This window comes from Streptomyces sp. NPDC001450, assembly GCF_053597295.1.
On record NZ_JBSFHY010000013.1, the window covers coordinates 71679 to 83682 of the forward strand.

Annotated in this window: 13 protein-coding genes; 4 read left to right on the plus strand and 9 right to left on the minus strand. The window is 74.2% G+C overall.

The window, feature by feature from the left end; all coding sequences use genetic code 11:
- Positions 1-36: 36 nt before the first annotated feature.
- The 5 genes from ACWC5O_RS16630 to ACWC5O_RS16650 form a co-directional block, all read right to left on the minus strand.
- Positions 37-639 carry a hypothetical protein gene (locus ACWC5O_RS16630; RefSeq protein WP_450580619.1) on the minus strand — a complete coding sequence of 201 codons (603 nt, stop codon included), beginning with the start codon at positions 637-639 and terminating at the stop codon, positions 37-39.
- Positions 636-1970, minus strand: coding sequence for a hypothetical protein (locus ACWC5O_RS16635; RefSeq protein ID WP_450580620.1), 1335 nt, complete (start codon positions 1968-1970; stop codon positions 636-638). Before ACWC5O_RS16635 ends, ACWC5O_RS16630 begins: the two co-directional genes overlap by 4 nt.
- Complete coding sequence (locus tag ACWC5O_RS16640; protein WP_450580621.1) at positions 1967-2746, minus strand: ABC transporter ATP-binding protein; 780 nt, start codon at positions 2744-2746, stop codon at positions 1967-1969. The genes ACWC5O_RS16635 and ACWC5O_RS16640 overlap by 4 nt, the downstream gene beginning before the upstream one ends.
- A gap of 190 nt (positions 2747-2936) precedes the next feature.
- The gene (locus ACWC5O_RS16645; protein WP_450580622.1) at positions 2937-3854 is read right to left on the minus strand and encodes a zf-HC2 domain-containing protein; all 918 of its coding nucleotides are present in this window, start codon (positions 3852-3854) and stop codon (positions 2937-2939) included.
- Positions 3851-4447, minus strand: coding sequence for an RNA polymerase sigma factor (locus ACWC5O_RS16650; RefSeq protein WP_450580623.1), 597 nt, complete (start codon positions 4445-4447; stop codon positions 3851-3853). The genes ACWC5O_RS16645 and ACWC5O_RS16650 overlap by 4 nt, the downstream gene beginning before the upstream one ends.
- 169 nt (positions 4448-4616) lie before the next feature.
- Here ACWC5O_RS16650 and ACWC5O_RS16655 point away from each other — a divergent pair, with 169 nt between their 5' ends.
- Genes ACWC5O_RS16655 through ACWC5O_RS16665 form a run of 3 tightly spaced genes read left to right on the plus strand, consistent with a single transcriptional unit; the run spans position 4617 to position 7254 of the window.
- On the plus strand, positions 4617-4871 hold the full coding sequence (locus ACWC5O_RS16655; protein WP_450580624.1) for a hypothetical protein: 255 nt from the start codon (positions 4617-4619) through the stop codon (positions 4869-4871).
- The gene (gene malQ, locus ACWC5O_RS16660; RefSeq protein WP_450580625.1) at positions 4872-6953 is read left to right on the plus strand and encodes a 4-alpha-glucanotransferase; all 2082 of its coding nucleotides are present in this window, start codon (positions 4872-4874) and stop codon (positions 6951-6953) included.
- Between the two features lie 46 nt (positions 6954-6999).
- A complete protein-coding gene (locus tag ACWC5O_RS16665) occupies positions 7000-7254 on the plus strand; it encodes a hypothetical protein (protein ID WP_450580626.1) in 255 nt (84 codons plus the stop codon).
- A 129-nt stretch (positions 7255-7383) separates the two neighbouring features.
- Here ACWC5O_RS16665 and ACWC5O_RS16670 read toward each other — a convergent pair whose 3' ends face one another.
- The 3 genes from ACWC5O_RS16670 to ACWC5O_RS16680 form a co-directional block, all read right to left on the minus strand.
- Positions 7384-7887: a hypothetical protein gene (locus ACWC5O_RS16670; protein WP_450580627.1), complete on the minus strand. Its 504-nt coding sequence runs from the start codon at positions 7885-7887 to the stop codon at positions 7384-7386.
- A gap of 35 nt (positions 7888-7922) precedes the next feature.
- Positions 7923-8966: a zinc-binding dehydrogenase gene (locus ACWC5O_RS16675; RefSeq protein ID WP_450580628.1), complete on the minus strand. Its 1044-nt coding sequence runs from the start codon at positions 8964-8966 to the stop codon at positions 7923-7925.
- Positions 8967-9107: 141 nt separating this feature from the next.
- The gene (locus ACWC5O_RS16680; protein ID WP_450580629.1) at positions 9108-9704 is read right to left on the minus strand and encodes a TetR/AcrR family transcriptional regulator; all 597 of its coding nucleotides are present in this window, start codon (positions 9702-9704) and stop codon (positions 9108-9110) included.
- 114 nt (positions 9705-9818) lie between these two features.
- Here ACWC5O_RS16680 and ACWC5O_RS16685 point away from each other — a divergent pair, with 114 nt between their 5' ends.
- Positions 9819-11360, plus strand: coding sequence for an FAD-dependent monooxygenase (locus tag ACWC5O_RS16685; RefSeq protein ID WP_450580630.1), 1542 nt, complete (start codon positions 9819-9821; stop codon positions 11358-11360).
- A 30-nt stretch (positions 11361-11390) separates the two neighbouring features.
- Here ACWC5O_RS16685 and ACWC5O_RS16690 read toward each other — a convergent pair whose 3' ends face one another.
- A complete protein-coding gene (locus ACWC5O_RS16690) occupies positions 11391-11909 on the minus strand; it encodes a MarR family winged helix-turn-helix transcriptional regulator (protein WP_450580631.1) in 519 nt (172 codons plus the stop codon).
- Positions 11910-12004 lie beyond the last annotated feature (95 nt).

Below are 12004 nucleotides of genomic sequence, written 5' to 3' on the forward strand. Positions count from 1 at the left end.
CGGGCCTTTGCACACCCCGTGGCTCAGCGGCACCGTTCAGCCACGGGGCCCTTCGGGGCGTGCCCCGCGTACCGCGTACACGGCGGCGCCCGCCACGAACACGGTCAGGGCCGCCGCCCAGGCGCCCGGTTGGGCGCCGGGCTGCATCGGCCACGCCCACACCGTGGCCGCGCGCCCATGGGCACCCCCGGAACCCAGATACACGCCGGTGACGTACCCGAAGACGGGCAGCCAGCTCAGCCGCGCACCGAGCAGCACCGCGGCCGCCGCGGTGAGCCCCGTACAGCCGAGTACGTTGCGTATCACCGCCGGAGGACCGAAGACCTCCGGATGCCCGAGCACGGCCAGCGGCAGCAGCGCCGCCGCCAGCGCGCTCAGCGCCGCCAGCTGCAGCAGCCGGCGCGGCCACCAGGGGCGTACGGCGGTCCGGTCGAGTTCGTCCGACGCCGAGTACAGACTCGTACCGATCGCGGCGGCCGCCAGCAGGGGGGCCAGGGCGACGATGGGCACCCGGCGGTCGGGGTCCACATAACTGTCCAGCTGGCCTGCGGCCCAGACCGCGAAGGAGGCGGTGCCGGCGAGGGCGGCCAGGGTGGCCGGAAGGGTGCGGGAGCGGGCGTACAGGAGGAGGCCGGTCACAGGGACGGCACCCCCTTCGGGTCGCAGCCGCCACGGGCGGCGAAGTACGCGGACAGCCACGCGCGGCGCTCGTCCCCGGTCATCGCCGCGAAGCCGGCCTCGGCGGCGTGCCGCTTGCGCAGCTCCGTGCGGCGGGACGCGTCCCCGTGGGCGTCCAGCCGGTCGAAGTACTTCCGCTGGGGGCTCGGCGCGAGGTAGTTCGCCACGACGTCGTCCGCTCGCAGCACCCGGGCGTTCGACTTCTTCTCGGGGCAGTCACCGCGCCCCTGCAGCGTCCCCACGGCCTCCCACGCGAACTGCGTCGGCGAGGTCAGCCGCCCCCGTACGACCGTCCAGCCGATCGGGGTCAGACTCGGCAGCTCGGCCTCGTCGGCATGAGGGCCGCTGTCCCGGTCCTCCCACCGCACCGGCAGGTTCCGTACGCCCTTCAGCTTGTCCGTGACCCCCGACAGGGCGTCACGGACCTGCGGGAGCATGCCCGCGTACCGGGCGTTGACGCAGACGGCCGGGGTGGTGGAGGTGTCGCAGACCTGACGGCCGACGAGCGGGTCCGGGTGCCACAGGCCGTTCCCGGTCTGTGCGAGCAGCGCCCCCGCGATCGCCGCGGCGGCCAGCGGCACCAGGGCCGTCACCCGTCGTCGGGCGGCATACGCCAGCGCCGCCGCGACGGCCAGCCCGCCCGTCCAGACCGCCATCGCCACCGGCTGCCACCACACCGGAAGCGAGGGGACCTGGACGGGAAAGGCGGGATTGAGGTGGATGCCCGAGCCCGACCGGGCGGTCGACGCCATGCCGAGCCCCACGTACCCGGCGATCGCCAGCAGCGGAGCCGCCAGCCGGGTGCGGACGACGCGGCCGGCCACGTGCCCGGCCAGCGCGGCGGCCGCCGTGGCCACCGCGTCCCCCGGCAGCAGGGCCGGATGCGGCCGGTCGCCCTGGGCCAAGGGCCAGGTGGCGAGCATCGCGAGGACCGCCGCGGCCAGGTAGCCGGCGACCACCCAGGCGGCCACCGGCAGGGCGGACGCCAGCAACCGCACGAGCGGCGCGCGTACGACCGTCTCCCACAGTTCCTCGGTACGCCGCCGCCGCTCCCGGCCGCCCTGCCAGCAGCCCGCGGCGGCGGCGAACGGAACGGTGATCAGTACCGCGGTGTGCAGTTCTGCGGCGGTCTCCGCCCAGCCGCCCTGCCAACGGGCCGAGGCCCCGGCCAGCATCGTGCCGAGCGTCAGCAGGAGCGCCGCCCCGGCGAAGGGAGCGAAGCCGCGGACCGACTCGGCGCGCAGCGGATGGGGCGCGCGCACGGGCGCCCCCGGTTCGGCCACGAGGGTCATCGGACCTCCTCCCGAGCGCCCGTGCCCGGCGCCCGGTGCGCCCGCAGCGCGGCCGTGTACCCGCGCTCGATCGGGTGGTCGCCCGGGCCGTCCGAGGCCGTGCCGAGCGCGGTGAGCGTCTCGGGGGTGCCCCGGTAGGCGATCCGGCCCCGGTCCAGGAGTGCGACCTCCGTGCAGGCGGCGGCCACGTCCTCCACCAGGTGGGTGGAGACCACCACCGTGGCCGACACCCCGAGCTCCCGCAGCAGCTCACGGAACTCCACGCGCTGCTCGGGGTCGAGACCGGCGGTCGGCTCGTCCAGCAGGAGCACGCCCGGGTCGTTGACGATGGCCTGGGCGATGCCGACGCGGCGGACCATGCCCCCGGACAGCGTCTTGATCTTCGCGTCGATGCGGTCGGCGAGCCCGACCCGGGTCACGGCCCGCTCCACGGCGGCCGGGACGCGGGCGGCAGGCACCTCCTTCAGCCAGGCCACGTACGCCACGAACTCCCGCACCGTGAAGCCCGGGTAATAGCCGAACTCCTGCGGAAGGTAGCCGAGCCGGCGCCGGATCCCGGCCCGCCCGCGGTGGTCGGCGCTGTCCTGCCCGAGGATCTCCACCTTCCCGCCCGACGGCTGCGCCACCGTGGCCAGGACCCGGATCAGGGAGGTCTTCCCGGCACCGTTCGGTCCGAGCAGCCCGTGCACACCTGTGCCGAGGGCCAGATCGACCGAGTCGAGCGCAAGGGTCTTGCGGTGCCGGACCCGCAGGCCGGTCACGCGTATGAAACTCACGATGTCTCCAGGGATGGGGCCGGCACGGACCGCAGAGCGGTCGCGCGGCTGCCGTTTCGGTGGTTCGGGCGCGGCGAGGCCGCCGTGGGCGGGCCGCCGGACGGTCGCGCAAGGGGGTGAAGCAGGTGAAGCAGGTGAAGCGGGCGCCGGTGGTGCGGTCGAGGACCGGGCCGTACCGCGCCCTTCGTGGTCAGTGGCGGATCAGGCGGTCGTAGGCCGGGTGGCGGGCGGCCAGCAGTGCGCCGCTCAGGACGGTCGCCGCGGCCCACGCACCCTGCGCCCCGGTGCCGTCGAGGCAGCGGGAGAGCTGCTCGGCCAGCCGCGCGGTGGCCTCGCCGACCGGCGCCGCGGACACCGGCGCGAGCACGGCGCACAGCCAGCCCCCCGCCGTGACACCGGCCGCCGTCCGGCAACCGACGAAGGAGGCCAGGGCCAGCGAGCCCAGCGTCAGCGCCAGTCCCGGCAGCAGCCATGCCGCGGCCGCCGGGGCACCAGAGGCGGGCAGCAGCAGGCCGGCGAGGGTCAGCAGCGGCAGGCTCACGCCGAGGACGGCGGCCGTCCGGGTCAGCGCGAGCCGCAGCCCGCCGGCCGGGGTGGCCGCGACGACCTCGTACAACGGGTCGCCGTGCGGCCCGTAGGACAGGGCGACCCCGACGACGGGCACGACGGGCGCGATCGCCAGCAGCAGCGCCCGCGCACCGGGGAACCCGCCCCCGTACCCCAGGGCCATCGCCCCCACGGCCACGACCAGCACGGCGGGCAGCCACGCCCCGCGCACGGCGGGCCCGGCGGCCCACAGGAGCCGGGAGAGACGGGGCGGCGCGGGGGCGTGTGGTACCTCCGGAACGGCCACCCGCACCGGTGCCGGTCCCGGCGCCGCCGCCAGCACCGACTCCCATACCTCCGCCAGCACCGACTCCCGTACGTCCGCCAGCACCTTCCCCGCCGCCGTGTCGCGCACCGCACGCGACACCCGCGCCGCGCACCCCGCGCAGCCCTCCACATGCTTCTCCAGAGACCACGCGTCCGGCTCCGGAAGGGAGCCGTCGGCGTAGCGCGCGACGAGGTCGTCGCAGGCGTGCCAGACGCGCGTGTTGCCGTGGGTCATGCCGTGCCTCCCAGCGGGGACGGGTTCAACTGTGCGAGAGCGGATCGCAGTTCGGCGCGGGCGCGCCGGGCACGGGACTTGACCGTGCCCTCCGGTATGCCGAGCAGCCGGGCCGCCTCACGGGTACTCAGCCCGTCGACGACGGTCGCGCGCAGCACCTCGCGCAGTTCGGGGGAGATCCGGTCGAGGGCGGTGCCGACATCGCCGTACTCCAGGCCGGCCAGCACACGGTCCTCCGCGGAGACGGCGGGCTCGTACCGCCCATGGGGCTCGGGCTCCAGCGGCGGTCCCGCGACCCGCGCGGCCCGCTCCTGCGCCCGTCGGGCGTCGACCAGCCGCCGCGCCGCGATGGTCCACAGCCAGCCGCCGGCCTCCTGCCCGCGGTGCCCGTCCGCCGATCGCCAGACCGTGACGAAGGTGTCCTGCAGCACCTCCCGTACGACCTCCGGATCCGCGCAGCGCCGCGTCAGCCGCGCGTGCAGCCACCCCGCGTGCCGGTCGTACAGGTCGGCCATCGCCGCCGGATCCCCCGCCGCGACGGCCCGCAGCAGTGCCGCGTCCCCCGCGCCGTCCTTCTCCCGCTGGCCCCCCATGGGGCGGAACAGTCTCACACCCTCTCTATCGATCAGCCGGACGGCGCCGGTTCACGACGGGCGCGCACCCGTGCTCCGCCGGTCCTGGAGAGTGCCTTCGCCGTCACGGGGTAGGCCTGCCCTGACCACCGCAAGCCGCGGTGTCCGACCCAGCGACAAGGAGGCCCCCGTGGCCGCACCGGCTCATCTTCCGATCCCGGCCCAGTGGAAACCCGTGGCGGAGCCGTCCGCCGAGACCCACGAGGCGTCCGTCAGCGCCTTCAGCGTATTCAGCGCGGAGAGCGCGAGCGCCGAGGCGCCGCTGACCAGCGAGCCGCCGTTGCCCGACGCCGAGCCCCTCACCAGCGAGCCGCCGCTCGCCGACGCCGCCCCGCTGACCAGCGAGTCCGACCCGGTCCCGGCCTCCTTCGGCCCGGGGTTGTAGATGGCCGCGGCGCGCGAGGACGAGGAGCTGTCCCGGCTCGCCGGGCTGCACGGGGTCGCCACCTCCTACAGCCCCGCCCCGGACCGTACGGTCGCGGTCTCCGCCTCCGCCGTGGTCGCCGCCCTGGCCGCCCTCGGCATCGACGCGAGCACCCCGGACGCCGTCCGCACCGCACTCGCCGAACGGGAGCGCGAGCTGCGCGCGCGGCTGCTGCCGCCGACGGTGGTCCAGTGGGCCGGCGCCGACGGGCCGCCCGCCGCCTTCGCGGCGCTGCCGCCCGGCACCCGGCTGCGCGTCGAGACCGAGCAGGGGGAGGAGCGGGACGGGATCGAGGGGCTGCCCACAGGTGTGCACCGGGTGAGCGCCACCGCACCCGACGGGCGCACCGGGCACGCCCACCTCATCGTCGCCCCCGACCGGCTGCCCGCCCCCGCCACCCGCTGCTACGGCCTCCTCGTGCAGTTGTACTCGCTGCTCTCCCGGCGCTCCTGGGGCATGGGCGACCTCGGTGACCTCGCCGAGCTGGCCGACTGGGCCGGGCGCACTGCCGGAGCCGGGTTCGTGCAGGTCAACCCGCTGCACGCGGCCGTGCCCGGGACCCCGACCGACCCGTCCCCGTACCGGCCCTCCTCGCGCCGCTTCCCCGACCCCGTGCACCTGCGGATCGAGGAGATCCCCGAGTTCGCGTACGTCGAGGACCAGGGCCGGATCCGCGCGCTGCTGGAGCGCGCCGAGCGGCTGCGCGCCGACGTCCTCGACAAGGGCGCCCTCATCGACCGGGACGCGGTCTGGGAGCTGAAGCGGCAGGCCCTGGAGCTGGTCGTCCGGGTCCCGCTCGGACCGGGACGGCAGGCCGCGTACGACGCCTTCCGCGCCGAGGAGGGGCAGGCGCTGGAGGACCACGCCACCTGGTGCGCGCTCGCCGAGACCCACGGCCCCGACTGGCACGGCTGGCCGGAGGGGCTGCGCGACCCGCGCTCGGCCGAGACCGCCCGCGCCCGCGCCGCACTGGCCGGCCGGGTCGACTTCCACGCCCGGCTCGCCTGGCTCACCGACGGCCGGCTCCGCGCCGCCCAGCGCGTCGCCCGGGAGGCCGGCATGCCCGTCGGGATCGTCCACGACCTCGCCGTGGGCGTGCACCCCGGCGGCGCGGACGCCTGGGCCCAGCAGGACCACTTCGCCGCCGGCATGTCCGTCGGCGCCCCGCCCGACGCCTTCAACGCCCGCGGCCAGGACTGGGGTCTGCCGCCGTGGCGCCCCGACCGCCTCGCCGCCTCCGGCCACGCCCCCTACCGCCACCTCCTGCGCGCCCTCTTCCGCTATGCCGGTGCCCTGCGCATCGACCATGTGATGGGCCTGTTCCGGCTGTGGTGGGTGCCCCGGGGCTGCCCGCCCACCGAGGGCACCTACGTCCACTACGACGCCGACGCCATGCTCGCCCTGCTCCTCCTGGAGGCCTCCCGCGCCGGATCGCTGGTGATCGGCGAGGACCTGGGCACCGTCGAGCCGGGGGTGCGCGAGACGCTGCAGCGGCGCGGGGTGCTCGGCACCTCCGTGCTGTGGTTCGAGCGGGACTGGGAGGGCGACGGCCGCCCGCTGCCGCCCGAGCGCTGGCGCGCCGCCTGCCTGGCCACCGTCACCACCCACGACCTGCCGCCCACCGCCGCCCGGCTCACCGGCGACCACGTCGGCCTGCGCGACCGCCTCGGCCTGCTGATCCGCTCGGCTGCCGAGGAGCGCGCGGAGGCGACCGCGGACACCGCGGAGTGGCTCGCCCTGCTGGGCAGCCTGGGCCTGCTCGACAGCCCGGCCGCCGGGCCCCCGGGATCCGACGAGGAGGCGGAGATCCAGGGCGTGTACCGCTTCCTGCTGCGTACCCCGGCCCGCCTGATCGGCGTCTGGCTCCCGGACGGCGTCGGCGACCGCCGCCCGCAGAACCTGCCGGGCACGTGGGACCAGTACCCGAACTGGCGCCTGCCGATCGCCGACGCGGAGGGCAGGCCGGTACCCCTGGAGGACCTGACGGCCTCGCCACGACTGAGGGCGCTGCTGGAGACTTTGCGGGAGGGCGGGCCCGCATAGGGACCCCGGACGCGCGGCCTTCCTGGGCGTTCGCTAACTTGAGAGCGTGGACAAGAAGAACGCCCTGCGCGCCGGCGCCCTGGCCGCCGGTACGACGCTGATGATGCTGCTCATGTCGTCCCCCGCGCTCGCGCTGACCCGCGACGACGGTGACGACCCCGGCACGGGCCTGAGCGTCGGCGCGACGCTGGGCCTGTACGTGCTGCTTCCGGTGGCACTGTTCGTGGTCATCGCCGGGCTGGTGATGGTCCTGGACAAGTCCAGGACGCGCGTGACCAAGCCCAGCAAGGCGAAGGCCTGAGCGCGAACCTGATCTCTGCCGAGGGCGCCGCCCTGCCGCATGTGTGCGGTGGGGGCGGCGCCCTCGACGTTTTCCGGGCCAGGGACCGGACCGCGCACTGCACCGGGGGCCTCCAGCCGGTGTGAGAACTCAGCCGCCTGCGCCCTCTGCACTCGCCCGACGCTCCGCCAGTTGCCGAAGGATCACCCAGCGTGTCATGGCGTACCCGAGCAGGCCGGTGTAGACGGCCATGAACGCCACGAATCCCGCCGGGGCAAGACCGGACAGCCCCAGGGCACCGAGCAGCCGCAACACGAGGGTGGCGACGACGGCCACCCCCACCCCGAGCAGCAGGCCAAGAGCCCACCATCGTGCGGGCAGCCGCGACAGCACGCGTCCGGCTCCGGGGGCTTCGTCCATCGCCCTGACGCGTCCGGCATCGAGGTCGTGCCGCACTGCTGTGGAGACGAACAACGAGACCAGCAGCGACAGCAGTATCGAGGTCACGAAGACGTCGACGACGATGCCCCTGTTCCCGGTGAGCGGGACGAAGCCCGTCCGGCGATGGCCGAGCCAGGTGATCAGCGAGTTGATCACCACGTTGATGATCGCGCAGATCGTCCCTTGCCTGCGCATGTACGAGGTCACCGACATACGAGCTCTCCGTGCACGCCGGGGCGCGGTCCCGGCTACGGTTTGACCACGATCCGGACCGGGTTGCCTTCCTTCGTCCGCAGCCGCTCGACACCCCGGGTGACCTCTTCCAGGGGCAGTACGTCGGAGACCGAGCGGGACAGGTCGAGGCGGCCGGAGGCCAGCAGGCGCATGAGCTGGGTGAGGTGGCGGCGGGTGTAGCCGTCGTGGCCGAGGACGGAGTGGTTGTAGTAGCCGAAGAGGATCGTGTTCTCGGTGAGACGGACCGGCTCCGGCGACATTCCGATCATGACAGCCCGCCCGTACCGGCCGAGACAGGAGACCGCCTGGTCGAGCGCGCTGTTGACGCCGGAGAATTCGGCCGTCAGGTCCAGCCCCTCGCCGTCGGTGAGCCGCCACACCTCCTCGCGGACGTCAGCCGTCGCCGGGTCGAAGGTGTGGTCGGCTCCGGCCTCCAGGGCCCGCCGACGGGCGGCGTCGAGGGTGTCGACGGCCACGATCAGGCTCGCCCCGGCCAGACGGGCGATCTGAACGGCGTGCACGCCGAGGCCACCGACCCCCCACACGCCGACGGTCTCGCCGGGGCGCAGCCCACCGCGCTCGACGAGCCCTGAGAACGGTGTGGCCACCGCGTCGGCGCAGATCGCCGCCTGCTCGATGGGCACTCCGTCGGGTACCGCCACCAACGTCTGGAAGGGGGTCACGACGTACTCCGCCCAGGCGCCGTCCCAGTTCTGCCCCATCGTCTGAGGGGCGAGGCAGGCCAGGACATCCCCGCAGTGGCGGCAGGAGCCGCAAGCTCTCCCTGGTGCCATGACCACCCGCCGGCCCGGCTGCCAGTACGGCACGTCGGCGCCCACCCGGGCGATGGTGCCCGCCGGCTCGTGGCCTGGGGTGACCTCCTCCAGGGGGCAGTCGACGGTGCCGTCGATCATGTGTACGTCCGACAGGCAGATCCCGCAGGCTTCGACACGGACCAGCACTTCCGTCGGCCCTGGCTGCGGCACCGGCACCTCCTCCACCCGCAATCGGCGGCCGGCACGGGAGAAGCGCGCCGCACGCATGGTCGCCGTCGTCATCGTTCACCTCGGTCACCTGTCGGACTAAATGTCCGATCCTTACCCGTTTGGGAGGGCTGGAACGGCGGCTGTGCGTGATGTTCAGGCTGTCGTGCCGACGGAGAGCGGGCCCGTTTCCGGTCGGCCCGACCCGCGGCAGGTTCAGGGGCTGGGCGCCGTCAGGTAGCGCTGCACCGTGGGTGCGAGCCACGCCACGATCTCCTCGGGGCGGAGTGCCACGGTGGGCGGCAGGCGCAGTACGTAGCGGGTGAGGGCCAGTCCGAGCAGCTGCGAGGCGCAGAGCGCGGCCCGCGTGGGCACCTGCTCGGGGTCGGGGCACACCTGCCGGGCCACCGGCAGCAACTGGTCCCGGAAGATGCCCTGCATGCGCTCGGCCCCGGCCTGGTTGGTGGCGCCGACCCGGAGTACGGCCGTCAGCTCCTCGTTCTCCTCCCACAGGTCGAGGAAGTGGGTCACCAGCGCCCGGCCGGCCTCGTCGCGCGGTACCCGCGTCAGGTCCGGCAGCCGCAGGTCGAGCGCGACGGCCGCGGCGAACAGGCCGTCCTTGCTGCCGAAGTACCGCATCACCATGGACGGGTCGATGTGCGCGTCCTTGGCGATGGCGCGGATGGTGGCCCGCTCGTAGCCGTCGGCGGCGAAGCGCTCGCGGGCGGCGGTGAGGATCGCGGTGCGGGTGGCGTCGGAGCGGCGGCGGGTGCCGGAACCGGAATCTGTGCTGCTGCTGTCACTGCCTTTCATGTCAACGAGCGTAGGCCAACATTCGTAGGCCAACAAGCGTTGACGCCCCTGGAGGGGTGTCGCTACGCTCGTCAACGAGCGTTGGCAAACAAGCGTTGGCATCAGGAGGCCATCATGAGCGGCACCAACACCAACCGCCCCGGCAGCACCAACAGCACCCCGAGCCCCGTGATCATCGTCGGCTCCGGCCCCACCGGCCTCCTCCTCGCCGGCGACCTCGCCACCGCCGGCGTCCCGGTCACCGTCCTCGAAAAGCGCCCGCACAAGATCAGCAACCTGTCCCGCGCCTTCGTCCTGCACGCCCGCACCCTCGAACAGCTCGACGCCCGCCCGTCTCCCACCACCACCCTCAACGGACGCGCTTCGCGCGCACCTCTTTCGCGGAGCCTCGCCGACGACCTGGAGGCTGTCGGTCAGCCCCTGGACCGGCTGCGTCTCTTCGGCCGGCTCACCATCGACCTCGGCACCCTCCCCTCCCGCTTCAACCACCTCCTCGTCCTCCCGCAGTACGAGGTGGAGAAGGTGCTGGAGCGGCGCGCGGTCGAGGCGGGCGTCGATTTCCGGTACGAGACCGAGCTGACCGGCCTCGCCCAGGACGCGGACGGCGTGACTGTGGAGGTACGCGGACCCGAGGGTCGGACGGAGCGCCTGCGGGCCGCGTACGCCGTCGGCGCCGACGGGATGCGCAGCGCCGTCCGGGACGCGATCGGCCTGCCCTTCCCCGGCAAGTCGGTGATCCGCTCCGTCGTCCTCGCCGACGTGCGGCTCGCCGAGAAGCCCCCGACCCTGCTCACCGTCAACGCCGTCGGCGACGCCTTCGCCTTCCTCGCGCCCTTCGGTGACGGCTACTACCGGGTGATCGGCTGGCACCGCGGCCGCAACGTCCCCGACCGGGAGCCGCTGGACCTGGCCGAGGTCAAGGAGATCACCCGTCTCGCGCTCGGCCGGGACTTCGGGATGCACGACGCCCGCTGGATGTCCCGCTTCCACAGCGACGAGCGCCAGGCGCCCGCCTACCGGGTCGGCCGGGTCTTCCTCGCCGGGGACGCCGCGCACGTGCACACTCCGGCCGGCGGCCAGGGCATGAACACCGGGCTGCAGGACGCGGCCAACCTGAGCTGGAAGCTCGCCGCGGTCGTCACCGGCCACGCGGACCCGGAGCTGCTCGACAGCTACCAGGCCGAGCGTCACCCGGTCGGCAAGGCGGTGCTGCGCAGCAGTGGCGGCATCGTGCGCCTCGCCATGGCCAAGCGCCCCTGGACGCTGGCGGCGCGCGCCGCGCTCACCACCTTCCTCGACGTCGTGACCCCGGCCCGTCGCAAGGTCGCCGGCCAGGTCACCGGCGTCGGTTACCGCTACCCCGCGCCCCGTGGCGCCCACCGCCTCACCGGAACCCGTGTCCCGGACGTCACGCTGGCCGACGGTGGCCGCCTCTACGAGGCCCTGCGCGGCGGCCGGTTCGTCCTGATCACCCCGGAGCCGTACGAGGGCGGGCGCGAGGAGCGGCTCGTCGTGGAGCGGTGGGCGAGCGAGCGTCGTACGGCGGTGCTGGTGCGGCCCGACGGATACGTGGCCTGGGCGGCCGACTCGGCCGACTCGGCGCAGATCGGGGCGGCGCTGACCGAATACCGCTTGGCAGAAGCGGCGGCGATGTGAAGTCCGGCGAGGCAGATGGCCGCTGTCTGCCTAGTGCTCCGCCCCCTGTGTCCCCGCGAGCAACTCCCTCAGCAACCCGGACAGTTGGCCGGCCTGTTCGGCGTCGAGGGAGGACAGGGCCGCCGTCTGGACGGCGAGGCCCGCGCCGACCGCCTGGTCGATGACGTCCAGCCCCTTCTCGGTCAGCGTCACCTGGAGGCCGCGACGGTCGTGGGGGTCGGGGGAGCGGCGCAACAGGCCGGCTCGCTCCAGCTTGTCGAGGCGGCCGGTCATGCCGCCGGTGGTCAGCATCAGTGTCGCCGAGAGCTGGCGCGGGGAGAGGGTGTACGGCTCGCCGGAGCGGCGCAGGGTCGCGAGGACGTCGAACTCGCCGCGCGAGATGCCGTAGGGGGCGTAGGCCTTCTCCATGCGGTCGCCCATGGCGCGGGAGAGGCGGTAGATCCGCCCGAAGACCTCCATCGCCTTCGTGTCCAGGTCGGGCCGCACCGCCGCCCACTGCTCGATGATCGCGTCGACGGGGTCCCTGTGCTGCTGCCGGCCTGCACTCATGTGCCGAGTATCGCCGCCCGGACGGTCGCCCGCAAGAAAGTAGCTTGATAGAAAGTTGCTTAGAGGTAAGCTACTTTCCGTCAAGTCATTTCGAA